Origin of the sequence: Streptomyces sp. NPDC059524, from assembly GCF_042749255.1 — a bacterium.
Classification (GTDB): Bacteria; Actinomycetota; Actinomycetes; order Streptomycetales; family Streptomycetaceae; genus Streptomyces; species Streptomyces xanthii.
In genome coordinates, this window is the sequence record NZ_JBHYTK010000117.1 from 1 (window position 1) to 26,129 (window position 26,129).

At 72.6% G+C, this 26,129-nt stretch carries 28 protein-coding genes; 14 read left to right on the plus strand and 14 right to left on the minus strand.

Going from position 1 to position 26,129, the window contains the following annotated elements; all coding sequences use genetic code 11:
• Positions 1-162 precede the first annotated feature (162 nt).
• Positions 163-882 carry a FadR/GntR family transcriptional regulator gene (locus tag ACFW9D_RS27350; protein WP_384625947.1) on the minus strand — a complete coding sequence of 240 codons (720 nt, stop codon included), beginning with the start codon at positions 880-882 and terminating at the stop codon, positions 163-165.
• 58 nt (positions 883-940) lie between these two features.
• Between ACFW9D_RS27350 and ACFW9D_RS27355 the strand changes: the two genes are divergently transcribed.
• Both ACFW9D_RS27355 and ACFW9D_RS27360 read left to right on the plus strand, forming a co-directional pair.
• Positions 941-1,717 carry a gamma-glutamyl-gamma-aminobutyrate hydrolase family protein gene (locus ACFW9D_RS27355; protein WP_384625950.1) on the plus strand — a complete coding sequence of 259 codons (777 nt, stop codon included), beginning with the start codon at positions 941-943 and terminating at the stop codon, positions 1,715-1,717.
• Positions 1,714-3,207: an amino acid permease gene (locus ACFW9D_RS27360; protein ID WP_384625953.1), complete on the plus strand. Its 1,494-nt coding sequence runs from the start codon at positions 1,714-1,716 to the stop codon at positions 3,205-3,207. The genes ACFW9D_RS27355 and ACFW9D_RS27360 overlap by 4 nt, the downstream gene beginning before the upstream one ends.
• Here the strand turns inward: ACFW9D_RS27360 and ACFW9D_RS27365 are convergent.
• Positions 3,162-3,605, minus strand: coding sequence for a hypothetical protein (locus ACFW9D_RS27365; RefSeq protein WP_384625955.1), 444 nt, complete (start codon positions 3,603-3,605; stop codon positions 3,162-3,164). The two genes, ACFW9D_RS27360 and ACFW9D_RS27365, sit on opposite strands and share 46 nt — an antisense overlap.
• Positions 3,606-3,695: 90 nt before the next feature.
• Here ACFW9D_RS27365 and ACFW9D_RS27370 point away from each other — a divergent pair, with 90 nt between their 5' ends.
• Complete coding sequence (locus tag ACFW9D_RS27370) at positions 3,696-4,133, plus strand: ankyrin repeat domain-containing protein (RefSeq protein ID WP_384625958.1); 438 nt, start codon at positions 3,696-3,698, stop codon at positions 4,131-4,133.
• Between the two features lie 16 nt (positions 4,134-4,149).
• On the opposite strand, the gene ACFW9D_RS27375 is transcribed toward ACFW9D_RS27370, so the two are convergent.
• Positions 4,150-5,751, minus strand: coding sequence for a phytoene desaturase family protein (locus ACFW9D_RS27375; RefSeq protein WP_384625960.1), 1,602 nt, complete (start codon positions 5,749-5,751; stop codon positions 4,150-4,152).
• A gap of 480 nt (positions 5,752-6,231) precedes the next feature.
• Here ACFW9D_RS27375 and ACFW9D_RS27380 point away from each other — a divergent pair, with 480 nt between their 5' ends.
• Positions 6,232-6,420 carry a DUF6381 family protein gene (locus tag ACFW9D_RS27380; RefSeq protein ID WP_384625962.1) on the plus strand — a complete coding sequence of 63 codons (189 nt, stop codon included), beginning with the start codon at positions 6,232-6,234 and terminating at the stop codon, positions 6,418-6,420.
• 217 nt (positions 6,421-6,637) lie between these two features.
• Positions 6,638-8,002, plus strand: a complete 1,365-nt coding sequence (locus ACFW9D_RS27385; RefSeq protein WP_384625965.1) for a cation:dicarboxylate symporter family transporter — start codon at positions 6,638-6,640, stop codon at positions 8,000-8,002.
• A gap of 9 nt (positions 8,003-8,011) precedes the next feature.
• On the opposite strand, the gene ACFW9D_RS27390 is transcribed toward ACFW9D_RS27385, so the two are convergent.
• Positions 8,012-8,389, minus strand: coding sequence for a winged helix-turn-helix transcriptional regulator (locus ACFW9D_RS27390; RefSeq protein ID WP_384625968.1), 378 nt, complete (start codon positions 8,387-8,389; stop codon positions 8,012-8,014).
• Between the two features lie 74 nt (positions 8,390-8,463).
• Here ACFW9D_RS27390 and ACFW9D_RS27395 point away from each other — a divergent pair, with 74 nt between their 5' ends.
• Genes ACFW9D_RS27395 through rocD form a run of 4 tightly spaced genes read left to right on the plus strand, consistent with a single transcriptional unit; the run spans position 8,464 to position 11,821 of the window.
• Positions 8,464-9,123 carry an NADPH-dependent F420 reductase gene (locus ACFW9D_RS27395; RefSeq protein WP_384625971.1) on the plus strand — a complete coding sequence of 220 codons (660 nt, stop codon included), beginning with the start codon at positions 8,464-8,466 and terminating at the stop codon, positions 9,121-9,123.
• Positions 9,124-9,143: 20 nt separating this feature from the next.
• Positions 9,144-9,671 carry an Lrp/AsnC family transcriptional regulator gene (locus ACFW9D_RS27400; RefSeq protein ID WP_188335458.1) on the plus strand — a complete coding sequence of 176 codons (528 nt, stop codon included), beginning with the start codon at positions 9,144-9,146 and terminating at the stop codon, positions 9,669-9,671.
• Positions 9,672-9,713: 42 nt separating this feature from the next.
• Entirely contained in the window at positions 9,714-10,601 is an 888-nt protein-coding gene (ddaH, locus tag ACFW9D_RS27405) for a dimethylargininase (protein WP_384625974.1), read from the plus strand.
• Entirely contained in the window at positions 10,598-11,821 is a 1,224-nt protein-coding gene (gene rocD / locus ACFW9D_RS27410) for an ornithine--oxo-acid transaminase (RefSeq protein ID WP_188335456.1), read from the plus strand. The genes ddaH and rocD overlap by 4 nt, the downstream gene beginning before the upstream one ends.
• 273 nt (positions 11,822-12,094) lie before the next feature.
• Here the strand turns inward: rocD and ACFW9D_RS27415 are convergent, their stop codons facing one another.
• Entirely contained in the window at positions 12,095-13,357 is a 1,263-nt protein-coding gene (locus tag ACFW9D_RS27415; RefSeq protein ID WP_384625977.1) for a hypothetical protein, read from the minus strand.
• Positions 13,358-13,423: 66 nt separating this feature from the next.
• The gene (locus ACFW9D_RS27420) at positions 13,424-14,410 is read right to left on the minus strand and encodes a helix-turn-helix transcriptional regulator (RefSeq protein WP_384625980.1); all 987 of its coding nucleotides are present in this window, start codon (positions 14,408-14,410) and stop codon (positions 13,424-13,426) included.
• A gap of 91 nt (positions 14,411-14,501) precedes the next feature.
• Here ACFW9D_RS27420 and ACFW9D_RS27425 point away from each other — a divergent pair, with 91 nt between their 5' ends.
• Positions 14,502-14,876, plus strand: coding sequence for a VOC family protein (locus ACFW9D_RS27425; protein WP_188335453.1), 375 nt, complete (start codon positions 14,502-14,504; stop codon positions 14,874-14,876).
• A 5-nt stretch (positions 14,877-14,881) separates the two neighbouring features.
• Here the strand turns inward: ACFW9D_RS27425 and ACFW9D_RS27430 are convergent, their stop codons facing one another.
• Entirely contained in the window at positions 14,882-15,715 is an 834-nt protein-coding gene (locus ACFW9D_RS27430; RefSeq protein WP_384625984.1) for a PIG-L family deacetylase, read from the minus strand.
• Positions 15,716-15,736: 21 nt separating this feature from the next.
• On the opposite strand from ACFW9D_RS27430, the gene ACFW9D_RS27435 reads away from it, so the two are divergent.
• Complete coding sequence (locus ACFW9D_RS27435; RefSeq protein ID WP_384625986.1) at positions 15,737-15,958, plus strand: hypothetical protein; 222 nt, start codon at positions 15,737-15,739, stop codon at positions 15,956-15,958.
• A gap of 41 nt (positions 15,959-15,999) precedes the next feature.
• A complete protein-coding gene (locus ACFW9D_RS27440; protein WP_384625989.1) occupies positions 16,000-17,370 on the plus strand; it encodes an FAD-dependent oxidoreductase in 1,371 nt (456 codons plus the stop codon).
• 37 nt (positions 17,371-17,407) lie between these two features.
• On the opposite strand, the gene purU is transcribed toward ACFW9D_RS27440, so the two are convergent.
• The 5 genes from purU to ACFW9D_RS27465 are packed head-to-tail and all read right to left on the minus strand — an operon-like array spanning position 17,408 to position 23,294.
• Complete coding sequence (gene purU / locus ACFW9D_RS27445; RefSeq protein ID WP_188335449.1) at positions 17,408-18,259, minus strand: formyltetrahydrofolate deformylase; 852 nt, start codon at positions 18,257-18,259, stop codon at positions 17,408-17,410.
• 7 nt (positions 18,260-18,266) lie between these two features.
• Positions 18,267-18,893: a sarcosine oxidase subunit gamma gene (locus tag ACFW9D_RS27450; protein WP_384625992.1), complete on the minus strand. Its 627-nt coding sequence runs from the start codon at positions 18,891-18,893 to the stop codon at positions 18,267-18,269.
• Positions 18,883-21,744, minus strand: coding sequence for a 2Fe-2S iron-sulfur cluster-binding protein (locus ACFW9D_RS27455; protein WP_384625995.1), 2,862 nt, complete (start codon positions 21,742-21,744; stop codon positions 18,883-18,885). The genes ACFW9D_RS27450 and ACFW9D_RS27455 overlap by 11 nt, the downstream gene beginning before the upstream one ends.
• Positions 21,741-22,049: a sarcosine oxidase subunit delta gene (locus ACFW9D_RS27460; RefSeq protein ID WP_188335446.1), complete on the minus strand. Its 309-nt coding sequence runs from the start codon at positions 22,047-22,049 to the stop codon at positions 21,741-21,743. The genes ACFW9D_RS27455 and ACFW9D_RS27460 overlap by 4 nt, the downstream gene beginning before the upstream one ends.
• A gap of 21 nt (positions 22,050-22,070) precedes the next feature.
• Entirely contained in the window at positions 22,071-23,294 is a 1,224-nt protein-coding gene (locus tag ACFW9D_RS27465; protein WP_188335445.1) for a sarcosine oxidase subunit beta family protein, read from the minus strand.
• Positions 23,295-23,471: 177 nt separating this feature from the next.
• Here ACFW9D_RS27465 and ACFW9D_RS27470 point away from each other — a divergent pair, with 177 nt between their 5' ends.
• Positions 23,472-24,140 carry a GntR family transcriptional regulator gene (locus tag ACFW9D_RS27470; protein ID WP_188335444.1) on the plus strand — a complete coding sequence of 223 codons (669 nt, stop codon included), beginning with the start codon at positions 23,472-23,474 and terminating at the stop codon, positions 24,138-24,140.
• A gap of 19 nt (positions 24,141-24,159) precedes the next feature.
• Here the strand turns inward: ACFW9D_RS27470 and ACFW9D_RS27475 are convergent, their stop codons facing one another.
• On the minus strand, positions 24,160-24,285 hold the full coding sequence (locus ACFW9D_RS27475) for a hypothetical protein (RefSeq protein WP_262928302.1): 126 nt from the start codon (positions 24,283-24,285) through the stop codon (positions 24,160-24,162).
• Positions 24,286-24,343: 58 nt separating this feature from the next.
• Positions 24,344-24,928: a TetR/AcrR family transcriptional regulator gene (locus tag ACFW9D_RS27480; protein WP_384626000.1), complete on the minus strand. Its 585-nt coding sequence runs from the start codon at positions 24,926-24,928 to the stop codon at positions 24,344-24,346.
• 149 nt (positions 24,929-25,077) lie between these two features.
• On the opposite strand from ACFW9D_RS27480, the gene ACFW9D_RS27485 reads away from it, so the two are divergent.
• Positions 25,078-25,929, plus strand: a complete 852-nt coding sequence (locus tag ACFW9D_RS27485) for a class I SAM-dependent methyltransferase (RefSeq protein WP_384626003.1) — start codon at positions 25,078-25,080, stop codon at positions 25,927-25,929.
• The last annotated feature ends 200 nt before the right edge of the window (positions 25,930-26,129 follow it).

Consider the following 26,129-nt stretch of genomic DNA (forward strand, 5'->3'; position numbering starts at 1 on the left):
CGCTCCCCTCGGTCGTGGCTCACTTCGGGCCAAATCCCATTGGGGGCGTCGGCACATCGGGGAAATGCGCCCGAAGGGCATGCATTTCAGGGGCGCGGGGAACTGCGCGAGAAGCCCCACCGGACCCGCAGACGAATCCCGGCGCCCCCGTGGGCCCGCCGCCTACTGGACGAACGGCAGGAACAGGTCCGCCGTCGCCTCCGCGTGCACCGTGAACTGCTCCCGCGCCCGCACCGGATCACTCCGCTCGATCGCCCCCACGAGGGCCCGGTGCAGCTGGTCGGGGGTGCTGCGGGCCTCCACCCCGCCCGGATCCTCCGCCAGGAGCCGCGTGAGCTCGTCCTGGATGCCCTGCTCGGCCTCCATCAGGCGCCGGGAGCCGGACAGTTCGGCGATGTGGAGGTGGAGCCCGGCGTCCAGCGTGCGATAGGCCTCCGCGTCGGCGACCGCCTCGTCCGTCGCCGTCTCGAGCTCGCGCAGCCGCGCGAGACCCGCCTCGGAGGCACGCCGCGCCGCCCGGGCGGACGCCTCCCCGGACACCGCGATCCGCCAGGCCGTGAGCTCCTCGATGTCGTCCTGCGTGTACGGGTGCAGGGCCGTCAACTCCCGGATCCGGGTGAGGACTTCGGGGACGACGTACGTGCCGGCGCGGTGTCCGCGCCGGGTCTCGATCAGTCCGTCCTCCCGCAGCACCGCCATGGCGTGCCGCATCGTCATCACGGCCACCCCGAACATCTCGGCAAGGGCCTTCTCCGGCGGGAAGCGATCACCGCCGACGAGGATCCGCGCGCCGATCAGCTCGTTGAGCCGCCGCGCGACGGCCTCCGCCGCTCCCGCCGAACGCACCGGCGCGATGTGTTGTGCCCAGCCCTTGTCGTCCATGAAACCTATCCTCTAGATTTCGCATCTCTACCGCAAGTTGCGATCAGCAGGAGAGCCTATGAGCACGACTGAGCCCGCGGCACCGGCACCCCTCGTCGGGATACCCGTACGCCTGAGCGACGCCGCCGCACCCGGCGCCGACCAGCGCGTTCTCGAGGCCAACCGCATCTTCGACGACATCGTCGACCTGATCCGCGCCGCGGGCGCCGAGCCCGTCCTGCTGCGGCCGGCGCAGGACGGGGGGCCGCTCGAAGCCGAGCTCGCGGCCTGTCGCGGCTTCGTCGTGCCGGGCGGCGGCGACGTCGACCCGGCCCTGTACGGAGCCGACCCGGACCATCCCGCGCTGTACGACGTGAATCCCGCGCAGGACCGGCTCGACACGGCCGTGATCCGCTACGCCCTGGACGCCCGGCGCCCGCTGCTCGGCATCTGCCGCGGCATGCAGCTGCTCAACGTGCTGCGCGGCGGCACCCTCCACCTCGACCTGCCGAAGACCTCCGTCGCGCACGAGCCGGACACGGGCCACGACTGGGCCGTGCACGACGTCGCACTGTCGCCCGGCAGCGCGGTGGCCGAGGTGTTCGGGTGCGACCGGATGCCCGTGTCGTCCGGTCACCACCAGGCGGTCGACCGGGTGGGCGACGGACTGCGGGTGTCGGCCCGCGCCGACGACGGCTGCGTGGAGAGCGTCGAGGCCGGGGACGACGTGGCATGGACCGTCGGCGTCCAGTGGCATCCCGAGGCGTTCGTCCCGCGCGACGAGCTGCGACTGCCGCTGTTCCGCGCACTGTCGGAGCAGGTGCAGGCCGCGCCGCGGAAGGCGGTCCGGTCATGAAGGAGGAGAACGGGACGGTGGCGCAGCGTACGGACACGACCGGCGAGGCGGACCGGGGCGCGCCGCCGGCCGGTCCCGCCGAGGCCGGCGGACCTGCGGCGCTGGCGCGGAGTCTGCGCGGCCGCCACATCACCATGATCAGCATCGGCGGTGCGGTCGGCGCGGGACTCTTCGTCGGCTCGGGCGTGAGCATCCAGCAGGCGGGGCCGGGCATCCTGATCGCGTACGCCGTCACGGCCGCCGTCGTCATCCTGATCATGCGCATGCTGGCCGAGATGTCGATGCCGCGACCGGACACCGGCGCCTTCGCCGTGTACGGCCGGCTGGCGTTCGGCCGCTGGGCCGGGTTCGCGAGCGGCTGGCTGTACTGGGTCGGCTGGCCCCTGGGGCTGTGCGTCGAGGCGATCGCGCTGGCCCAGATCGTGCACGGCTGGCTGCCGGCCCTGCCGGTCTGGCTCACCGCCCTGGCCGTGGTCGCCCTCGTGAGCGCCGTCAACCTGACCTCCGTACGCGCCTACGGCGAGATGGAGTTCTGGGTCGTCTGGATCAAGGTCGCGGTGATCGCCCTGTTCATCGCGGTCGGCATCGTCGCGGTCGCGGGCCTGCTGCCCGGCACGCCCGCACCCGGAGCGGGGAACCTGGTGGACCACGGCGGCTTCCTGCCGATGGGGCTCAGCGGCGTCGTCATCGCCACCTCGGGCGCCATGTTCTCCTTCTCCGGCACCGAGATCGTCACCATCGCCGCGGGCGAGGCCGAGGACGCCGCGGCCGCCATCCGCAAGAGCACCCGCACCATCCTGGTCCGCGTCACCGTCTTCTACCTCGGCTCGCTGTCCGTGGTCGTCCTGCTCCTGCCGTGGAACAGCGCCGCCGTCGGCGAGAGCCCGTTCGCCGCCACCCTCAGCCATCTCGGCCTGGACGGCGCGTCGACCGTGCTGAACATCGTGTTGTTCGCCGCCCTGCTGTCCACGATGAACTCCCAGCTCTACGCCAGCTCCAGGATGCTCTTCGCGCTGGCCCGGGACCACGACGCCCCGGGGTACCTCGCGCGGGTCTCGCGGCGCGGGGTGCCGTACACGGCGATCCTGCTCACCGTCGCGGTCGCGGTGCTCTGCCTCCTGCTCCAGGTGTTCCATCCGACGACGGCCTTCACCCGGCTCGTGAACATCACCGGCGACACCGTCTACATCACCTGGATCGGCATCGCGGCCTCGCATCTCGTCCTGGGCCGGCACGACCGGACCGCCGGGCGCCGCCCCGCGGCCGGCACCGGGGTCTGGCTCTTCCCGTGGCTCACCTGGGCGACTCTGATCGTGCTCGTCGCGCTGTACGCGGTGATGATCTCCCTGCCGGAGGCGCGCGAGGACGCGGTGCTGGCCCTGGGGTTCACCGTGGTCATCGCACTCGTGGGCCTGTGGCTGCAGCGGAGGGGGCCGGCGCGCGATCAGCTGAGCGGGCTCCAGTCGAACCAGCCTCGGGAGGTCTCGTAGAGGGCCGTGGGTTCGTCGCACCCCTGGGTCGTCCAGATCTTGTGGGCGACGGCGTCCGCGCGCGCCGCGTAGCCGTCCGCCAGCACCACCGAGAGCAGGATCACGGGCAACAGCAGTACGGGTACGACGCGTTGGCGGCGTACGCGGGACAGCACCAGGGCCGCGACGGCCAGGACGAGGCCGGCCAGCAGGAGCCATCTGTTCGTGGCGGCCTCGTGGGCGCGCCGCTCGGACAGGAGGGGGACGTGCGGGCACAGGACGTACGTCTCCGGCCCGTTGAAGACTGACAGGCAGCGTTCCAGGACGGCGGCCAGCACGATGAGGAGGCCCACGACCGGCAGCAGGCTCGGATCTTTAGCCGTAGCCGTAGCCGACTCCGGCTCGGACGTTCTCTCCATGGGCCCCTGCTCCTCGACCGACGTGCCGACGTGCCAACTCGCCGAATATTCGGCCGAGTTTACGGGGCGGGGGCGCTAGCCTCACCGGCTATGAAGGAGCGCCGTCAGAAGAAGCTGTCCCGCCGCCTGTTCGAGGCGATCCTCTCCGGAGACGCGCCGAGCGTGCGGACCCTGTTGGCCGGGGGAGCGCAGCCCGAGCGGCGGAACGGCGACGGGACGACTCCGTTGTATCTGGCGGCCGTGCAGGGCGAGGCCGAGGTGGCCCGGCTGCTGCTGCGGGCCGGCGCGCATCCCGACACGGAGAGCGCCGGACTCGGGTCCGAGGGCACCCCGCTGTGCGCGGCCGCGTGCTGGGGGCACCGTGACACCGTCCGCGTCCTGCTGGCGCACGGCGCCGACCCCGGCCTGCGCGAGGACCGGGGCACGGGTCTGGCCCCCTTGGACTGGGCGGACCACGGTCCCCACCCCGGCACGGCCGCACTGCTTCGCGCGGCGGGAGCCCGACGGGCGGTGCGCCAGACTCCCTGACCTGCGGGCCTGCGGCTCAGTCCGCCAGGAGCGACATGGCCGCGTTGTGGCCCGGGATGCCGCTGACCCCGCCGCCGCGGACGGCGCCCGCCCCGCACAGCAGGACGTTCGGGTGCGCGGTCTCCACGCCCCAGCGTCCGGTGCCCTCGGTGGCGTGGGGGAAGGACAGGTCGCGGTGGAAGATGTGGCCGGACGGCAGCCCCAGGTCCGCCTCCAGATCCAGCGGCGTCTTGGCCTCGATACAGGGGCGGCCGTCGGCGTCGACCGCCAGACAGTCCTCGATCGGCTCGTCCAGCACGGCGTCCAGCGCGGCCACCGTGGCGCGCAGGGCCGCCTCGCGCGCCGTGTCGTGGTCACCGGCGAAGAGCCGGGCCGGCATGTGCAGGCCGAACAGGGTCAGGGTGTGGAACCCGCGGTCCACCAGGTCGGGCCCGAGAATCGACGGGTCGGTGAGGGAGTGGCAGTAGATCTCGGACGGGGCCGTGCCCGGGATGCGCCCCGCGGCGGCCTCACGGTAGGCCGTCTCCAGCTCGCTGTACGACTCGGCGATGTGGAACGTGCCGGCGAAGGCGTCCCTCGGGTCCACGGCGCCGTCGCGCAGGCGGGGGAGGCGGCGCAGCAGCATGTTGACCTTCAACTGCGCGCCCTCCGGGGCGGGCAGGGCCGGGTCGGGCGCGTCGCCGAGGAGACGGGCGAGGGTGGAGGGGGCGACGTTGGCCAGGACCGAACCGGCGGCCACGCGCCCCTCCGTCTCCGGGGACCGGTAGCGGACCTCGGCGCCGGCGTCGTCGGTGTCGATGCCCAGGGCGTCGTGACCGACGACGATCTCGGCGCCGGCCGCACGGGCGGCGTCCGCGAGTGCCCCGGTGAGCGCGCCCATCCCGCCGACGGGGACGTCCCAGTCGCCGGTGCCGTTGCCGATCACGTGGTAGAGGAAGCAGCGGTTCTGCAGCAGGGACTCGTCGTGGGCGTGCGTGAACGTGCCGATGAGCGCGTCGGTGAGGACGACGCCCCGCACCAGGTCGTTCTCGAACCGCGCCTCGATCGCCTCGCCCAGCGGACGCTCGAACAGCGCCTCCCACGCCTCCTTGTCGTCGACGATCCGCTCCAGCTCGGCGCGGCTGGGCAGCGGCCCGGTCAGCGTCGGGAAGACCCGCTGCGCGACCCGCTCGGTCATTCCGTAGAACCGCTGCCAGGCCTCGAAGTCCCGGTCGGATCCGGTGAGCCGCCGGAACGACTCGCGGGTCCGGGCCTCGTCGTTCTGCACGAGCAGTCCGGTCGGCTGTCCGTCCACGACGGCCGGGGTGTACGAGGAGATGCGGCGCTGCCGCGTCCGGAAACGCAGCCCGAGGTCCTCGACGATCCGGTGGGGGAGCAGGCTGACCAGGTACGAGTACCGGGAGAGCCGCGCGTCCAGGCCCTTGAACGCCTGGGCCGACACGGCGGCCCCGCCGACGTGGTCCTGCCGTTCGAGCACGAGGACGCTGCGCCCCGCGCGGGCCAGGTAGGCGGCGGCCACCAGACCGTTGTGACCGCCGCCGACGATCACGACGTCGTACGAGGAACGGGAGGGCCGGGACGGGGTGGGAGCGGGGGAAGCGGAAGCAGCGGAGTGCACAGAGGCTCCAGTGGGTGAGGCGGAGTGACAAGGGGGTCGCGCGCACACTCGCTCCCCGGGACACGGTTCCCCGGCCTGCGCGAAGGAAAGCAGGCCGGACACACCCTGGAATCGCAGGGGAGAGGGGAACGGCCGCCGGAGAGCGAGCGGATCTACAGCCCGGTCTGCCAGTGCGGCTCAGGAATGACGGGGCACAGGACGGCGTACAGACGGACCATCACCGATCCCGGTGCGGTCGTCGCGTCGCAGGTCCGTCGCTTGGTCACCGGGTTTTTCTAACACGGTGGCCAGGGCCGGGCAATACCGCGACCACGGACCGGACTTGCGCCCCCGCGAGGCCGGTGGGGCCGGTTCCGAGGGCTCCCGGGCTGCGCGTCCCGCGCCACCGGCGCACGCTGGATACAGGGCGCGGCGGTCCGCGGCACGCGTATCCGCGCGCCGTCGGGGCAGACGGGCCTCTACCGACGATGCGAGGTCGACATGAGTTCTGAGGAAATCCACGAGCGCCTCCAGCACATGCGGGAGAAGGCCGAGAAGCTCCACGAATCGGCGGAACGGGCCAGCGACCCCAAGGAGCGGGAGCGCCTGGAGGAGAAGTCCCGCAAGCTCCGCTCCCGCACCGAGCAGGAGAGCGCGATGCGCAGCGGGGACATCTATCCCATGGAATGAACTCCGCACCCTGGCGCCCCGTCCGGAGGGAATCCTGCGGGCGGGGCGCGTGTGTGTCGCTCGACGCCTCAGATGACCCGACGACTGGAGCAAGGGCCAAAATTCACTCAGCGTCCGGTGACCTCTTCCCTGCGTGACGGTTACACCGACATAGTTGCGGCCGAGCGGAATTCGTATTCCGCACTTCGGAAGTTCTTGCGCATCTGGAGAGTCGCACATGTCGAACACCGGTCCGTCCCCGGCCCGACGTATCGCGCGTTTCCTGCGGAAGTCACTGTTCGCCCAGGTCGCCGGAGCCCTTGTGCTCGGTGTCCTGGTCGGGCGACTGTGGCCGCACGCGGGCACCGCTGTCCAACCCCTCGGCGACGGCTTCGTCCGTCTGATCAAGGCGATGATCTCGCCGCTCGTCTTCTGTGTGGTCGTCGCGGGCATCACCAAGGCCGGAGACCTGAAGGCCTTCGGCCGCATCGGTCTCAAGGCCCTTCTCTGGTTCGAGGCGGCCACGACGATCGCCCTCGTCGTCGGCCTGGTCGCCGGCAATGTCTTCCGCCCCGGCGCGGGCATGAACGTCGACCCGTCCACGCTCGACGCCTCCGCCGTCGACGACAAGACGGGCGGCGGATCCCTGCCGTCCACCAGCGAGTTCATCCTGCACTCGCTGCCCGACAGCGCCATCGGCGCCTTCGCCGAGAACTCGCTGCTGCAAGTACTGGTCCTCGCCTGCCTGGTCGGCGCGGCGCTCCTCCACCTGGGCAGCACCCGGGTCCCCGCGATCCTCCCGGCCATCGAACAGGCCCAGGACGTCGTCTTCGCGATCGTCGGCTTCATCATGAAGCTCGCCCCGCTCGCCGTGTTCGGCGCGACCGCCCACCTGGTCGGCGAGTACGGCATCAGCGCGATGACGACCTACGGGAAGCTCATCGCCGTCTGCTACGGCGTCGCCCTCGCCTTCCTGATCTTCCTCGGTGTCGCGCTGAAGGCCCTCACCGGCGTCAGCCTCTGGAAATTCGTCCGCTACACCCGCGAGGAGATGCTGCTCGCGCTCGGCACCGCCTCCAGCGAATCCGTCATGCCGCGCATGATGCAGAAGCTGCGCCAGGCCGGCTGCCGCGAGGACGCCGTGGGGCTCGTCCTGCCGACCGGCTACTCCTTCAACCTCGACGGCGCCTCCATCTACCTCTCCGTCGGCACCCTGTTCATCGCCCAGGCCGTCGGCGTCGACCTGACCCTCGGTCAGCAGATCACTGTCGTCCTCGTGTTGATGCTCACGAGCAAGGGTATGGCGGGCGTCCCCGGCTCGGCCTTCCTCGCCCTGTCCGCGACCGCCGCCGCGCTCGGGGTCATCCCGGCCGGAGCCGTGGCCCTGCTCCTCGGTGTCGACCGCATCATGGACTCGATGCGCGTCGCCACGAACCTGCTCGGCAACTGCGTCGCCGTCTTCGTGGTGTCGAAGTGGGAGGGCGTCTTCGACAAGGTCCGCATGACGAAGGTGCTCGGCGGCGAGATCCCGTTCGTCCCCGAGGAGGAGCGGGTCGGCGCCACGGCGCAGCAGCCCGCCGACCCGAAGCAGATCTCGGGCTGACCGCTCCGCTCAGGTGCGCGGGTCCGTCGCCGACGGGTCCGCGCACGCCGCTTCCTGAGCGGCCATCACCTCGTCCCCGTGCGCGAAGGCCCACGCCCCGAAACCGTCGATCGGAGCGAGCAGGGTCCGGCCCAGATCGGTGAGCCGGTACTCGACCCCGGGCGGCGCGCCGGGCAGCACCTCCCGCTCGACCAGCCCGTTGAACTGCAGCCGGCGCAGCGTCTCCGTGAGCACCTTGGAGCTGATGCCGCCGATCCGCTCGCGCAGTTCGACCGGCCGCGCCGGCCCGTCCCGCAGCGCCCAGATCAGCACCGCGTTCCAGGTGTTGGAGAGCAGGTCGAAGGCGAGGCGGGCCCGGCAGTCGGCGAGGAAGGCGTCGGTCGTCACATACCAAATGGTGCCTGAGCCGGCTCCTAGCGTCGGGGTGAACGTTCGAAGCGGCACGCGACAAGGAGCACATGATGAGAATCGGCGTACTGGGCACGGGCAACATGGCCGACGCGCTCGCCGGCCACTGGGTACGGGCCGGACACGAGGTGACCATCGGCGGACGGGACCCGCGCAAGGCCGAGCGTCTCGCCGCACGCATCGGAGGCGGCGCGAAGCCGGCCGGCCTGCGCGAGGCCGCAGCATTCGGCGAGGACGTGGTGCTCGCCGCGCTCCCCTTCGGCGCGGGAGCCGACGTCGTACGGGACCTGCGCGCGTCCCTGGACGGCAGGACCCTGCTCGACTGCTCCAACCCGATCGGCCCCGGCTTCCGCCTGCTGACCGACGGAGCCCCGTCGGCCGCACGGCAACTCGCCGCGGCGGCCCCCGGAGCCCACGTCGTCAAGGCGTTCAACCTCTGCCACGAGGACGTCTGGCGCATGCGGCCCCCGGTCTTCGACGGGCGTCCGCTGTCCGTCCCCGTCTGCGGTGACGACGACACGGCCGTGGCCCGCGTACGGCAACTGGTGCGCGACACCGGCTGCACCCCCGTCTCCGCGGGCGGCCTCGACCAGGCGGGACTCCTGGAATCGACCGCCGCCCTGTTCATCACCCTGTGGGTCGGCGAGGGCGCGGACGCCCAGGCGATCGCACCCCCGCAGGCGTACGCGACCGGGCCCGCGCCGCGCGGCTGAGCGCTGGGTACCGTACCCGCATGAACAGCAAGCACGTGGCGTTCGACGAGCTCGACCGGAAGATCGTCGCGGCGCTCATCGCGAACGCCAGGACGAGTTTCGCGGAGATCGGCGCGGCCATCGGTCTGTCCGCCACGGCCGTCAAACGGCGGGCCGACCGGCTGCGCGAGAACGACGTCATCACCGGATACACCGCGACGGTCCGGCCCGCCGCGCTCGGCTGGAGCACCGAGGCGTTCGTCGAGGTCTACTGCGACGGCGCGGCCCCGCCCCGGCGCCTCGCGGAGGTGGTCCGCAACCACCCCGAGATCACCTCCGCCATGACCGTGACCGGCGGCGCCGACGCGCTGCTGCACGTCCGGGCCACGGACGTGGGGCACTTCGAGGAGGTCCTCGAACGCATCAGGGCCGAGCCGTTCATCCGGAAGACGATCAGCTACATGGTCCTCTCCCACCTGCTGCCGGACAGCGCGGAGGCCGGGGCCCGGGACGCGGCCCCCGACCTGACCCCCGAACCCGTCCTCGGCGACGCAGCAAACCAGCGCTGAGCACGGGAAACACGCAGCATTCCTGCGGGGGCACGCATTCAAATGTCCTTGTCGGGCGTGACCACCGCTTTCTACCTTGGGAGGACACCCCGGTCGTCGTCCCGCAGGAAGCGGAGGTACCCGTCTGTGCCCAGGCGCTATCTGGTGTGCGAACCCAGATACTTCGACGTTCGCTACGCCATCAACCCGTGGATGCGTGAGGACGCGCCGGTCGACACCGCGCTCGCCCTCGCGCAGTGGCAGAACCTGATCGCGACGTACCGCGCCCACGGCCACACCGTCGAGACGGTGCAGCCGGTCCCGGGCCTGCCCGACATGGTGTTCGCCGCGAACTCCGCGCTCGTCGTCGGCGGCCGTGTCCTCGGCTCGAACTTCCACGCCGAGCAGCGGCGCCCGGAGTCCGCCGAGTACGAGACCTGGTTCAAGTCCGCCGGCTTCGACGTCCAGCGCCCCGAGTCGGTCTGCGAGGGCGAGGGAGACCTTGTCCCCGTGGGCCGCTACGTCCTCGCGGGCACCGGCTTCCGCACGACACGGGAGGCGCACGCCGAGGCGCAGGAGTTCTTCGGGGTCCCGTTCATCGGCCTGCGTCTCGTGGACCCGTACTTCTACCACCTGGACACCGCCCTGTTCGCCCTGAACGACCCCGAGGGCGACGGGAACATCGCGTACTACCCGGAGGCCTTCTCCGCCGGCAGCCGCGAGGTGCTCGCGCACCTGTTCCCCGACGCGATCCTCGCCACCCGCGACGACGCCATGGCCTTCGGCCTGAACTCGGTCTCCGACGGCCGCCACGTCTTCGTCGCCCCGCAGGCGACCGGCCTCGTCGGCCGGCTCGCCGAGCGCGGTTACGTCCCCGTCCCCGTCGACCTGTCGGAGTTCCACAAGTCCGGCGGCGGCATCAAGTGCTGCACCCAGGAGATCCGTTCATGACCCTCGCCCCCGTCCAGGCCGCGCGTTCGTCCGCCGAGCTGATCAGCGCCGAGACGCCCGTGCTCGCGCACAACTACCACCCGCTGCCCGTGGTCGTCGCCCGCGCCGAGGGCACCTGGGTCGAGGACGTCGAGGGCCGACGCTACCTCGACCTGCTCGCCGGGTACTCGGCCCTCAACTTCGGCCACCGCCACCCCGACCTGATCGACGCCGCCCACCGCCAGCTCGACCAGCTCACCCTGACCTCCCGCGCCTTCCACAACGACCGGCTCGCCGGCTTCGCCGAGGGCCTCGCGCGGCTCACCGGCCTCGACATGGTGCTCCCGATGAACACGGGCGCCGAGGCCGTCGAGAGCGCCGTCAAGGTCGCCCGCAAGTGGGCCTACGAGGTCAAGGGCGTCCCGGCGGACCGGGCGACGATCGTCGTGGCCGACGGCAACTTCCACGGCCGCACGACCACCATCGTCAGCTTCTCCACCGACGAGTCGGCCCGCGCCGGGTTCGGCCCCTTCACGCCCGGCTTCCGCGTCGTCCCGTACAACGACCTCGCGGCCCTCGAAGCGGCGATCGACGAGACGACCGCCGCCGTCCTCCTCGAACCCATCCAGGGCGAGGCCGGTGTCGTCATCCCCGACGACGGCTACCTCACCGGTGTACGGGACCTGACCCGGCGGGCCGGCTGCCTGTTCATCGCCGACGAGATCCAGTCGGGGCTCGGCCGCACCGGCCGCACCCTCGCCGTCGACCACGAGGGCGTGCGCCCCGACATGCTGCTCCTCGGCAAGGCGCTGGGCGGCGGCATCGTGCCCGTCTCGGCGGTCGTCGCCGGGCGGGACGTCCTCGGGGTGCTGCGGCCCGGCGAGCACGGCTCGACCTTCGGCGGGAACCCGCTGTCCGCCGCTGTCGGCTCCGCCGTCGTCGACCTGCTGGCCACCGGCGAGTTCCAGCGCCGCGCCACCGACCTGGGCGAGGTGCTGCGCAGCGGCCTCGAAGCCCTGACCGGCAAGGGCGTCACGGGCTTCCGGGCGCGCGGACTGTGGGCGGGCGTCGACATCGACCCGGCCCTCGGTACGGGCCGCCACGTCAGCGAACTCCTCATGGCGGAGGGCGTGCTGGTCAAGGACACGCACGGCTCGACCATCCGCATCGCCCCGCCGCTGACCATCACGCGCGAGGAACTGGAATCGGCGCTGGACGCGTTGGGGCGGGTGCTCGGCTAGGGCGTGCCGCGCCGCCCGGTGACCTGTGGATTCGGCTCTCCCGCGGTGGGGGGCTGGTCGCGCAGTTCCCCGCGCCCCTGAGGGCGTGCGCTGCGCGCGGCCTTCGTCGGTGGTCCGGTGGGTGGCCTGTTGATTTGGCTCTCCCGCCGTGGGGGGGCTGGTCGCGCAGTTCCCCGCGCCCCTGAAGGCATGCGCTGCGCGCAGCTTCAGGCGCGCGGGGTGAATCCGCGCGGCGCCGCGCTACATCCAGCCCTCCGCGCGAACTCCGCTCGCTCAGGCCTCTTCGCCGCTGTCCCGCTCGGTGCCGCCCCCGCGGCGCCGCAGCGCTCGTTCGGTGATTCCGGTGGAGAGCCGGCCGGTCGCGGAGCGGGCCCGGCCGAGGGTCTCCGTGCCCAGGCGCCGGGCGGCGTCCACGTTCTCGGCGCCCTTCTCCAGCGCCCTGTCCCGCACCTCCGCGGCCGCCTCCTTCCAGCGCCGCGCCTCCAGCGACTCCCGGTCGCGCTCGATCCCGAGCCGACCGTGGAAGTCGACGACCGCGCCCTCGACCTCGTTGCGGGCCTGCACCACGTCCCGCGACGTGGTCGGGTGCAGCAGCACCTTCGCGTTGGCCGTGCCGGCCGCCGCGTGCATCCGGGCCATCAGCCGCTCGGTGCTCCGGGAGATGAGCTCCATCCGGTTCCGCCGGGCGGTACGGACCCCGAGTCGGTGCCGGTCCAGCTCCTCCGGGGCCGTGTCCAGGACCCGGTCGAGTTCGAGCACGGCCAGCGCGTCCTGGAGCCGGAAACAGTGCGCCAGCACCGCGAGCCACTCGCGGACCCGGGGCTCGACCTCCTTGGACGCCTTCGCCAGGTCGCCGACCTTGGACGTGCGCTCCAGCTTCTCCGCGAGCGCGTCGAGCCGGCGCAACGCGTACACCTGGGTCTGTGCGATCGTCGCCGCCGTGGCCTGCACCTTCGACCAGGTGACCTCGGAGACCCGCTCCACCTGCTCCCGGATCGCCATGGCCTCCTCGATCACGAGGTCCACGCCGCCCATGCCCGCGACCGCCGCGTCGTCCTGCGCGCGGAGCACGTCGTCGACCTTCTCGTCGATCGTGGCGAGATAGTCGCTGATCTCGTCCATGGCCGTCTGCATCGCCAACTGAGCCATGAGCGCGGCCGCGTTGGCGAGCCGCGCCGGGTTCGCCCGCAGAGGCCCCACGCCGCCCTTCGCGAACTCGACGAACCCCTTGATCCGCCCGCCGTCCCCCTTCAGCACGCCCGTCTTCAGCCCCGACGCGGCGTTCTCGCGCAGCCCGTACCTCTCGATGGCCTGCGCGGACTCCTTCGTCAGCTTCACCCAGCGCCCCGAGCCGGCCGCCATGTCGGAACCGGCCTGCGCGATCCCGGCCGCGCTCCCGAGCGCCTCGCCGAGCCGACGCCGCCCGAGTTCCCTCGACGGCAGCCCCTCGGCGACGAGGAAACGCTCCACCGTGCCCGGCTCCCCGATGACCGCGAGCCCCTCGCCGTCACTGATCAGCTGAACCTCGTCGTGCATGTACGCCCCCTCGCGCAACTCTCCCCGCCCGCGGTGACGGTACCGCGCCGCGGGAGCCGCTCGCGGTCAGACCCGGCGGGCGGAGGCCGTGAGACGGTCGGCCAGGGCGACGACCGCCTCCCGCAGTTCCTCGGGCCGGTCGACGGCGAACGGTCGGTCCAGGGTGGCCAGGACGCCGGGGAGCCAGTCGAGCCGCTCGACGTGGACCTCGACACGGAACCAGCGCTCGGCTCCGTCCGCCTCGGCCCGGTCGTACTCCTCCACGTGCGCGACGCTGACGGGGAGGCGCGCGCGGATCTGCTCCTCCGTGCCGTGGATCCGCAGGACCACCTCGTGCTCGTACGCGGCCGAGGCGAAGCCCGACAGGACGCGCCGGGCCGGGTCCGGTCCGTCCGGCGGCGGTACGAACGAGCCGGGGAGGACCCGGGGGTCCGTGATGCGGTCGAGCCGGAAGGTGCGGTCCTCGCCGAGACCCTCGTCCTTGCCGGTGACGTACCAGCGCCCCGCGTGGGCGACGATCCCGTAGGCGTGCAGGGTCCGTTCGGTGCGCCGGCCCGCGCGGTCGGTGTAGCGGATCGACAGCGGGCGGCGGTGGAGCGCGGCGTCCGCGACGGACAGCAGGACCGCGGCGTCCGGAGTGTCGGGCTCGCCGGGCCGCTCCGTGAAATGCAGCGCGTCCGCCAGCGCGTCCAGGCGGGCGGCGAGATGGCGGGGCAGCACGCGCCGGATCTTCGCCGACGCCGTCTCGTTCGCCGTGCGCTGCGCCGCCGTCAGCGCCGACCGGCGCCCGGCGAGCAGGCCGAGCAGCACGGCCAGCGCCTCGTCGTCCCCGAACATGAGGGGCGGCAGACGGTAGCCGGGGGAGAGCCGGTACCCGCCGTAGCGGCCGCGCACCGACTCCACGGGCACGTCCAGGTCGAGCAACTGGTCGACGTAGCGCCGCACGGTGCGCCCTTCGACGCCGAGCCGCTCGGCGAGCTCGGCCACGGTGCGCGTGCCGCCCGACTGCAACAGCTCCAGCAGGGTCAGCACGCGGCCGGTGGGTCGGGACATGGCCCCAAGCTAGCGCGAATAGAGGACCGATTCTGTCCCCTATCCCGCCTAGCCTGCGATGCGTCCCGCCCTCACGGCCCAGGAGATACCCATGGACTTCGTCTCGATCCGCATCATCACCGGCGACGTGGCACGCCTCGTCGCGTTCTACGAACGGGCCACAGGAGTGGAGGCGACCTGGGCCACGGAGGACTTCGCCGAGCTCAGGACCGGCGGGGCCACCCTCGCGATCGCCGGCACCCGCACCGTCCCGCTGTTCGCCCCGGGCTCCGCGCGCCCGGCGGCGAACGAGAGCGTGATCACCGAGTTCCGCGTGGACGACGTGGACCGCGTCCACCAGAACCTGACCGGATGCGTCACCGACTTCGTGACCGAGCCCACGACCATGCCCTGGGGCAACCGGTCACTCCTGTTCCGCGACCCCGACGGCAACCTCGTCAACTTCTTCACCCCGCCCGCGGGTTGAGCGGTTCAGCGCAGCCCGGCGAACAGGTCGTCCTCGCGCTCGCCCGCGACGCGGCCGTCGTCGACCCGTACGAAGGTCTCCACGCCCATCAGCTCTCCGAACCTCTCCTTGCCCATCCGGAGGAAGAAGATGTTCTCGCCCTGACTGGCGTGCGCGGCCAGCGCGTCGAACTTCTGGCCGCTGAACGCGGTGGTGTCCACCCACGTGGTGATCTCGTCGTCCGGCAGACCGATCTCGGCCATCGCGGCGGCCTCGGCGGGGTCCGGCTCCGGCATGTCCTCGTGGAACTCGCGCATGATCTCCCCGAACCGGCCCATCATCGAGCGGGGCGCGGTCGTCCAGTACACCTTCGGCGACAGGTCGGTCAGTTCGAGCGCCGCCATCGTGATGCGGTGGGCCTGGATGTGGTCGGGGTGCCCGTAGAAGCCGTTCTCGTCGTACGTGACGACGACGTCGGGCCGGTAGGCGCGCATGAGCTCCGCGAGCCGGGCGGCGCCCACCTCGACGGGGGTCTTCCAGAAGGAGTTGGGGGTGTCGTTGCTGGGCCAGCCCATCATCCCGGAGTCGGCGTAGTCCAGCGTCTCCAGGTCGCTGACCTTCAGGACGTCACAGCTGGCCCGGAGCTCCTCACGGCGCATCCGGGCGACGGCGGCCGGATCGTGCCCGGGAAGGCCCGGCTTGACGCCTCCGGGTCCGTCGCCGCAGGCGCCGTCGGTACACGTCACCAGCACCGTGCGGATGCCCTCCGCCGCGTACCGCGCGAGAACCCCTCCCGTCCCGGTGGCCTCGTCGTCGGGGTGGGCGTGCACGGCCATGAACGTCAGGGGCCGGTCAGTCATGAGAAGTCCTCCAGCGGAAACATGTGGTCGTCCAAGTGGTGGCAACAGTGTCGGCCGTCCGGCCTGTTCCCCGCACGCAGGCTCGACCTCGCCGATCCGCCCCGCTCGGGCAAGACGACGTACGCGAGGGAGCCGGGCGCCGATTCCGTCACCGTGGACGAGGCGCTGTTCCGCGGCTACCTGGCCAAGTTCGAGGAACCGAGCGGCGAGGGCGAGGAGTTGGTCGTGCGGAGCCCTTCCTGACCAGTAGGCTCGTTCCGCAACACGATGCGAAGGGGAGCTGGGTGGCGCGGGTTGCGGTGACAGGCGGCGGGATCAGTGGGCTGGGCACGGCCCTCATGCTGGGGCGGCGGGGCCATCCGGTCACGGTGTTCGAGCAGGACGCACGGCAGGCCGGGGACGACCCGGACGAGGACTTCTTCCACTGGGACCGGCCCCGCGTCCCGCAGGCCGATCAGCCCCACTCCCTGCTCGCCCCCGTACGCACCGTGCTGCGGGCCGAGGCCCCGGACGTGTACGCGGACCTGCTGGCGCGCGGGGCCCGGGAGTACCACGACTTCGACTGGTTCGACGAGCATCCCCCGCGCCGCGAAGGCGACGAGGACCTGATCACCCTGCGCACCCGCCGCATCGTGCTGGAGGCCGCGCTGGCGGCGGCCGTGCGCCGGGAGCCCGGCGTCGAGGTCCGGCAGGGCGGCCGGGTCGACGGCCTCGTGTTCCGCGAAGGCCGTCCGCCCCGGGTCACGGGCGTGCGGGTGGGCGCCGAGACCCACGCGGCGGACCTCGTGGTCGACGCGTCCGGGCGCCGCTCACCGGTGCCCGGGTGGCTGACCGAGGCCGGCTGCCGCCCGCCCGTGGTCGAGAGCCACCGCGCCGGGATCGCGTACCTGTGCCGCTGGTACAGCCTGCGCGCCGACGGCCCCCGCGACCCGGGGCGGGTGAAGACCGGCTCGGCCGCGCCGTTCGCCCTGGGCGGCGTCTTCCCTTCCGACAACGGCACGTTCGCGGCGAGCCTCGTGCTCTCCACGAGCGACCCCAGCCGCGCCGCGCTCACCGACCCCGCCGTGTTCGAGGCCGTCGCCCGGCGGTTCCCGGCGATCGCCGCCTGGCTGGACCTGGACCCCGAACCGCGCTCGGCCGTCCTGCCCATGGCGGGCCTGGACAACCGCTGGACCGCCCTCGCCGACGGGGACGGGCCCGTGGTCACGGGCCTGGTCAACGTCGGGGACAGCCTGATCCACACCAACCCCACCTTCGGGCACGGCGTGGCCCTCGGCCTGCGCGCGGCCCAGCACCTCGCCGCCCACGCCGACCAGATCGCCGCGGACCCCACCGGCTACCACGCGTGGGCGACCGAGACCCTGCGCCCCTGGTTCGACACACAGGTGAAGTCGGACCGCAACGACGAGGAACGCCTCGCCGTGGCCGAGCCGCCCCCGGACCGGCGGGCCGCCGCCCGGGGCGCGTGCGCCTTCGACGACCCCGTCGTCATGCGGGCCCGGGCCCAGGTGCGGCACCTCCTGAAACAGGCCGACGAGGCCTACGGGACCGACGAGGTGGAGCGACACGTCACCGCCTGGCTGGCGGCCCACCCGGACTTCACCCCGGGCCACGACGGTCCGACCCGCGCCGAGTGGGACGCCCTCGTTCCCTGAGGACGCCGCTCTCGGCGCGGGCGCTGCCGCGCGGACCTCAGTCGAAGACGACCGTGCGGTTGCCGTGGAGCAGGACGCGGCTCTGGCAGTGCCAGTTCACCGCGCGGGCCAGGGCGAGGCGTTCCGCGTCGCGGCCGACCCGTACGAGCTCGTCGGCGCTCTTGCGGTGGTCGACGCGGATCACCTCCTGCTCGATGATCGGGCCCTCGTCCAGGTCGGCGGTCACGTAATGGGCGGTGGCGCCGACCAGCTTGACGCCGCGCCGGTGGGCCTGGTGGTACGGCTTGGCACCGGCGAAGCTCGGCAGGAACGAGTGGTGGATGTTGATGGCCCGCCCCTCCAGGGCCTTGCACAGCTCGTCGGAGAGGATCTGCATGTAGCGGGCCAGGACGACGAGGTCGACGGCGTGCTCCTCGACCAGGCGCAGCAGTCGCTCCTCGGCCTCGGGCTTGGTGTCACGGGTGACGGGGACGTGCACGAAGGGGATCCCGGCCTGCTCCACCTGCGCGCGCAGGTCCGGATGGTTGGAGACGACGAGGGCGATGTCGCCGTCGAGGGTTCCGCTGCGCCAGCGGTACAGCAGGTCGGCGAGGCAGTGGTCGAACTTCGACACCATGACCAGCAGCCGCGGCGCGGCGCCGGCGTCCCGCAGCCGCCACTCCATCGCGTACGCCTCGGCGGTGGCGGCGAAGCCCTCCTGGAGGTCGTCGAGCGTCGCCCCGTCGGGGGCGGTGAAACCGGTGCGCAGGAAGACGACTCCGTGGTCGCTGTCGTCGAACTGCTGGTGCTCGGTGATGTCACAGCCCCGGCCGGCGAGGAACGCCGTGACGGCGTGCACGATGCCGGGACGCTCGGGGCAGTTCAGGGTCAGGATGAAGGGCTGGGGCACGGCCGGCTCACCTCTCCTCGGCGTACGTGACGGGCTCGGTGTCCTCCTGGTACTCGGCGCACGCGTCGGTCAGCCACGCGGCGAGGTACCCGGCGAAGGAGGACCGGACGAGCAGCCGGACCTCGCGCGGCCCCGCCGGACCCTGCTCGCGCACCACGAGCGTGACCCCGGCCTGCGCGAGGAGCGTGGTGTGACAGGAGCCCTCGGGTGCGCTGCGCGGGGCGAGGTCCAGGGCGCAGCCGTGCGCCAGGACATCGGGGAGCAGCGCGCCGGACAGGCTCAGCACGGTGCGCTGCGCGGAGGTGTCGGTGACCGTGGCGAACGCGTCGCCGATCGCGGCCCGCAGCCCCGCCACCAGTTCCCCGGCACGGTCGGGGTCCGCCACGAGCAGCCACTCGTCGGGGCCGAGCCACAGCGCCTCGACACCGGCGCCGAGCCGCGCCGTGTTCGGGCCCGGCAGCGTGTACCCGAGGTACCCCTCCACGGCCCCGGCGGCGGGCGTGCCGGGCTCGGCGCGCAGGGTGAGCTGGGTGAGGAAGGGGAGCTCACGGACGCTCAGCCCCGGCGGCAGGGACGGGTTCCACCCGGCGAGCGGGCTGATGCGGGCAGAGCGTGCTGAGGTGTCAGCCGTCACGGCGGGCCCCTTCCTTGTCGTAGAGCACGGGTTCGGCGACGGTCACCGCGACGGTGCGGCCGTCCAGCGGGACGTAGAGGGTCTCGCCGATGCGCTCGGTGCCGGAGCGCAGCAGCGCGAGGGCGAAGGTGCGCCGGAGGGCGTCGCTGCGGTAGCTGGAGGTGACGTGGCCCAGCATCGGCACCGGCGGTGCGGGCACCGTCTCGGTGGCGATGATCTGCGCGCCCTCGGGGAGCAGGGTGTGCTCGTCGGCCGGCAGCAGCGCGACGAGCTGCTTGCGGTCGGTCCGCCGGTTCTCGGCCCGGTCGAAGGAGCGCTTGCCGACGAAGTCCTTCTTCTTCTTGGAGATCACCCAGTTCATGCCGAGGTCCTGCGGCGTGACGGTGCCGTCGGTGTCCTGCCCGATGATCGGGTACGCCTTCTCGGCGCGCAGCACGTGCATGGTCTCCGTGCCGTACGGGGTGATGCCGAGCGGCTGCCCGGCGTCGTACAGCGCCTGCCAGACCGTCGTGGCGTACCAGGCGGGCACGTTGACCTCGTAGGCGAGTTCGCCGGAGAAGCTGATCCGGCACACCCGTGCCTCGACGCCCGCGATGACTGTGTCGCGCCAACTCATGAAGGGGAACGCCTCGTTGGACACGTCCAGGCCGTCGCCGGCGAGGGCGGCGAGGACCTCGCGGGAGCGCGGGCCGACCAGGGGGATCGTGGCCCAGTGCTCGGTCACGGAGGTGAGGTGGACGCGCAGCTCGGGCCACTCGGTCTGGAACCATTCCTCCATCCACTCCAGGACCTTGGCGGCGTTGCCGGTCGTGGTCGTGACGAGGAACTCGCTCTCCGAGACCCGGATCACGGTGCCGTCGTCCAGCGCCATGCCGTCGACGCCGCACATCACGCCGTACCGGATCCGGCCGGGCTTCAGGTTGCTCATCATGTTCGTGTAGAGCCGGTCGAGGAGGATCCCGGCGTCCGGCCCCTGCACGCTGATCTTGCCGAGCGTGGAGCCGTCCATCATGGCGACGCCGGTGCGGGCCGCACGGCACTCGCGCAGCACGGCCTCGTCCATGTCCTCGCCCGGGAGCGGGTAGTACCAGGGCCGCTTCCACTGGCCGACGTCCTCGAACAGGGCGCCGTGGTCCACGTGCCAGGCGTGCAGCGCGGTCACCCGGACCGGGTCGAAGAGCTCGCCCCGGTTGCGCCCGGCGAACGCCGCGAACGCGACCGGCTGCACCGGGGGCCGGAAGCTGGTGGTGCCGAGCTCGGCCACGCTCGTGCCGAGGGCCTCGGCGACGATGCCGGACGTGAGCACGCCCGAGGTGCGGCCCTGGTCGTGGGCGGTGCCGATGGTCGTGTAGCGCTTGACGTGCTCGACCGAGCGCAGGCCCGCGCCCGTCGCCCGGAACACGTCGCTGACGAGCGCGTCCCGCTGGAGGTCGACGAACTGCGCGGAGCCGTCCGCGCCTTCCTGCGGGCTCGGCACCCGCCACAACTCCAGTGCGGGGTGCGGCAGTTCGGCCGCCGCAGCGGGTACTCCGACGGGCGGGACGGCGACGCCGAGCGCGTCCAGGGCCGCGGCCGTCGCGGAGATCCCGCCGGCCAGGCACTCGCCGAGCGTCCGCAGACCGTCCGCCGCCCCCGCGGTCCGCACGGTGGACAGGGCGGCGGCGGGCACGAACGTGGAGAGCGCCGTGTCGTAGCGGAGCTTCCCGCGTGCCTGGCTGAACAGCGCCACCGACGGGTTCCAGCCGCCGGAGACGAGCAGTACGTCGCAGTCGATGCCGCGCCGGCGCGCGACCGCCCCGTCCCGTTCGGCCACGTGGACGCGCGAGATCCGCGCGATACCGCTGGTCCCGGTCACGACGTGCCCGGCGTGCACGGGGACGCCGCGCTCGGCGCAGGCGGCCGCGAGCCGCTCGGGGACGGCCGGACGGGCGTCGATCACGGCCGCCACCTCGACGCCCGCGTCGGACAGGTCGAACGCGGCGTCGTAGGCGCTGTCGTTGGTGGTGAACACGGTGACCCGGCGGCCGGGGAGGACGCCGTACCGGTGCAGGTAGGTGCGGGCCGCGGAGGCCAGCATGATGCCGGGACGGTCGTTGTCGTCGAAGGCCACGGGGCGCTCGGTGGCGCCGGTCGCGTGTACGACCTGCCGGGCGCGGATCCGCCACACGCGCTGGCGGGCCTTGCCGGCCGGGGCGGCCGCACCCAGGTGGTCGGTGCGCTTCTCCAGAGCCAGCACGAGGTTGTCGTCGTAATGGCCGATCGCGGTGGTGCGGGTCAGGAGCGTCACGTCCGCATCGGCGGCCAGGCGCGCGGTCGCGGCGTCCACCCACTCCTGGGCCGGTCGGCCGTCGATCGTCTCCCGGGTGCCGAGCAGGCTGCCGCCGAACTCCGGGGCGCTGTCCAGGAGGACGACCCGGACGCCGGTGCCGGTCGCGGCGAGCGCGGCGGCGAGCCCGGCCGGTCCGGCGCCCACGATCAGCAGCTCCGCGTGCAGGTGCTTGGTGTCGTAGCGGGCCGGGTCGGGCGTGGCGGCGAGCCGGCCCTGGCCGCCGAGACCCCGGGCGGCCAGTCCCTCGTACAGCTCGACGGTGGTGGCGGTGAGCATGGGCTCGGGGAACGGCGCCTCGATCTGCACCAGCGCGTTGGGCTCCTCGACGCCGGCGGCCATGATGCCGCGCGGGCGGCCGTACTTGATGCCGGTCGCCACGTGGTGGACGCCGTTGGCCAGGAGCGCGGAGGCGAGCGTGTCGCCCGGGTGCCCGGTACAGGCCTTGCCGTCGAACGTGAAACGGAGGGTGGTGGAGCGGTCGACGCGGCCGTACGCGGACCCGGTCCGGAACTCGGTGCTCATGCGGTGGCCTCCTGGTCCTCGCGCGGCGTCGCGGCGAGCGGGCTCGGGGAGCCGGTGGCGTACACGTTCAGGAACTCGTAACTCACCGTGTCGCGCACGGCGTTGAACCAGCGGCGGCACCCGGCGGTGTGCGCCCAGCGCTCCGCGAAGGGGCCCTTCGGGTTGTCGCGGAAGAAGACGTACCCGGCCCACTCCTCGTCGTCGAGCGCGAAGGGGTCCTCGGGGTGGGCGACATGGGCCTGGCCGCCGTAGTGGAACTCGGTCTCCTCGCGCGGTCCGCACCAGGGACAGGGGATGAGCTGCATGGCTGTCTCCTCGGGAGGGTCTCAGTGCGCGACGGCGGCGGCGCCGTGCTCGTCGACGAGGGCGCCGGTCGTGAACCGGTCGAGCGTGAAGGGCGCGTTCGTGGGGTGCGGCTCCCCGGTGGCGATCGTGTGGGCGTAGGCCCAGCCGACACCGGTCGTCGCCTTGAAACCGCCCGTTCCCCAGCCGCAGTTGAGGTACAGGTCCTCGACGGGGGTGAGGCCGACGATGGGGGAGGCGTCGGGCGTGGTGTCGACGATGCCGCCCCAGGTGCGCAGCATGTGGGCGCGCGCGAACACGGGGAACAGCTCCAGGGCGGCCGCCATCTGCCGCTCGATGATGTGGAAGGCGCCGCGCTGCCCGTACCCGTTGTAGCTGTCGATGCCGGCGCCCATCACCAGCTCGCCCTTGTGCGCCTGGGAGACGTACACGTGCACCGCGTTGGACATCACGACGGTGGGGTGCACGGGTTCCAGGAGCTCGGAGACGAGCGCCTGGAGCGGGTGGCTCTGCAGGGGGAGGCGCAGGCCGACCATGGCGGCGAGCACCGAGGTGTGCCCCGCGGCGGCGAGCGCGACCTTCCCGGCGGCGATCCGGCCGCGCGTCGTGTTCACCCCGGTGACCCGGCCGCCGCTCACCTCGATGCCGGTGACCTCGCAGTTCTGGATGAGGTCGATGCCGTACGCGTCCGCACGCCGGGCGAACCCCCAGGCCACGTAGTCGTGCTTGGCGATGCCCGCGCGCGGCTGGTAGGTCGCGCCGTGCACGGGATAGCGCACGTCGGGGCTGATGTTGACGATCGGGCAGACCTTCGCGACCTCGTTCGGCTCCAGCCACTCGGCGTCGATGCCGTTGAGCTGGTTCGCGTACACGCGCCGCTTGCTGTCGCGCACGTCCTGGAGGTTGTGCGCGAGATTGAGGACGCCGCGCTGGCTGAACAGGATCGGGTAGTCGAGATCCTCCTCCAGCGTCTCCCACAGCTTGAGCGAGTGCTCGTAGATGCCGGAGCTCTCGTCCCACAGGTAGTTGGAGCGGATGATCGTGGTGTTGCGGGCCATGTTCCCGCCCGCCAGCCACCCCTTCTCCAGGACCGCGATGTTCGTGATGCCGTGGTTCTTGGCGAGGTAGTAGGCGGTGGCCAGGCCGTGCCCGCCGCCGCCGACGATCACCACGTCGTACGAGGGCTTCGGGTCGGCGTTGCGCCACAGGAATTCGGGGTGGTCGGGCAGGACGTCGCCGGGGGTCATGAGGACTCCTTGAAAGCCAGCATGCGACACACTGATATATCAGAGACGCGAGAACGCTAACCAGCGCCGGTGCGGGCCGTCAATGGTGCGGGAGCAGCTGTCCGCGGACTGATATATCAAGACGGTTCTGCGCTACAGTCGTCCCCCCGGAAGCGGGGCACACCGAAGGAGATTCGCATGGCCTCCGGAGCCGTGACGCAGGAGCAGCCGCACGGTCCGACACTCGCCGAGCAGGCGTACCGGACCATCACCGACCGCCTGGTCACCCTGCGGATCCGACCCGGCGCGCCGGTCCACGACGGCCGCCTCGCCGAGGAGCTGGGCCTCGGCCGGACCCCCGTGCGCGAGGCCCTGAAGCGACTGGAGACCGAGCGGCTCATCGTCTCGTACCCGCGCCGCGGCACCTTCGCCACCGAGGTCCAGATCGCCGACCTGAGCCACATCTCCGAGGTGCGCCAGCAGCTCGAACCGCTGGCCGCGTCGATGGCCGCACGCCGCGCCACCGCCACCGACCGCGAACGGCTCGCCGCGTACCTCACCCGCCTCGAATCCGCGTCGGGGGAGCCTGGCGCCGAGACCGAGCTGCTGCGCCTCGACATGGCCGTGCACCGCGCCGTCTACGCGGTCACCCACAACCCGTACCTCGAGGCCACGCTCATCGGCTACGACAACCTCGCCACCCGCATCTGGTGCCTGTTCATCGACCGCCTCGAAGGCCTCGACCAGCATGTGCACGAGCACGAGCAGATGCTCCAGGCGGTCATCGAGGGGGACGCGGCGAAGGCGTCCGCCCTCGCGGCCGAGCACGTCGACAACTTCGAGCGGGCCATCCGGGCGCTGATCTGAGGGCTGCCCGCGGGCCCGGTCACTTCCTGCGGCGCCAGAACAGCCAGAGCCTGGCCGCCAGAAGACCGAGGACGACCACGCCGAACAGGACGCGCAGCCATGGAGGCACCGCACCGGAGTCGGGCAGATAGGCGAGGCTCCTCATCGGTCGGACCTCCGCTCGTGCATCCCGCGCCTCCGCTCCGTGTTCCGGACCCTCCCGGCTAGCCTCCCACCAGCGCCCGGACGAGGCGCTGCACGGCGGGCCGCGGGTCGGGCGAACCGGGCCAGCTCGTCATCAGCAGATGGTGGGCCGTACCGACGATCGCGAGGGCCACGGAGTCCGCGTCGACGGTGCCCGCTACCCTGCCGGCGCCCTGCTCGGCCTTCAGGTACGCGGTGACGGCCGCCTGCATCGTCGCGTACCCGGGCGCCCCGGCCTCGAGCGCCTCGCGGACCAGGAGCGCGGCGGCGGGACGGGTCATGACCAGGCCCGAGATGCCGGGACCGCCGGCGTCGAACAGCGCCAGGGTGACGGCCTCCAGGTTCCCGGCCGGCGTGCCCCGGCCGACGGACTCCGGCAGTTCCCGCGCCCGCGCCGCCGTCCGTGCGAACCGGTCGAGGCACAGCTCGGCCACGAACGCGTCGAACCCCGCGAAGTGCGCGTGCAGCAGGCCCTTCGCGCACCCCGCCTCCGTCGTGACGGCCCGGCTGGTGAGCGCCCCCGGCCCCTGACTCTCCACGACGCGCTCCGCCGCCGCGAACAGCCGCTCGCGCACGTCCGGTGTCGCCACTCCGCGCGGTGACATGGCCCTCTCTTCCGCTCCGCCCCTGCCGCCCCTCGCTGTCGGCGCGGGGCGTCCCGACCTCCGAGCGTAGCCGTGATTGTCAGTTTGGGCATCTGCCCATACTGTTTGGGCACACGCCCATTCTTCGTGGCTCACCACAGGAGGCACCCGTGCGCGACATCGTCAACACCGAGCAGGCACAGGCATGGAACGGCCCGGAAGGCGTCCACTGGGCCCGGCACCAGGACCGCTGGAACGCAGTGAACGGAGGCTTCGACGAGCCGCTCCTCGACGCCGCCGAGATCGCCACCGACGGCCGCACCCTCGACATCGGCTGCGGCGGCGGCCGCACCACACGCCTCGCCGCGCTCCGGGCACCCCAGGGGCACGCGCTCGGCCTCGACCTCTCCGGGCCGATGCTGGCCGAGGCCCGGGCGAGCGCCGAACGGGAAGGCGTCACCAACGTCCGCTTCGCACAAGGCGACGCGCAGACCCACCCCTTCGCACCGGGCTCCTTCGACAGCGCGATCAGCCGCTACGGCGTGATGTTCTTCGCCGACCCGGTGACCGCCTTCGCCAACGTGGCCCGAGCGCTGCGCCCCGGCGGACGCCTCGCCTTCGTCTGCCCCGCCGACGCCGCGCTCAACGAGTGGGTGACCGCGATGGCGACCCTGCGCGACCTCCTGCCCGTCGGCGACTTCGGCCGCCAGGGCGAACCCGGCATGTTCTCCCTCGCCGACCCCGACCGCGTCCGCGACCTCCTCGCCTCCGCCGGCCTCACCGGAATCACCCTCACCAGGACGGAGGCGTACGGAATCTGGGGGCACGGAGCCGAGGACGCGGCGGACTTCCTGCTCGGGACGGGCCCCGGCCGCCACCTCATGCAGCAGGCCGCCCCCGCCGCCCAGGAGGCCGCGCGACACACCCTCACGAACCATCTGCGCGCCCACGAGACGAAGGACGGCACGGTCCGGCTGCGCAGCACGTCGTGGCTGGTCGGCGCCGTCGTCAGCGCTGGGTGAGGCCGACCGGGGCGCCCGTGACCCGCACCTGGCGGTGGCATCCTGGCGAGCCGGCGCCGGCGAGCCCTGGTGCGCTGCCGGGAACAGCTGGCCCGGGCCCTAGGGCGTGTCCGCAAAGTCCCTCCCCCAGCTAACGCTGGGAGGTGCCCCCAGCCGGTCGACGCCTGGCACGCACTCTCGCCGCACCGGGCGTAAGGCCA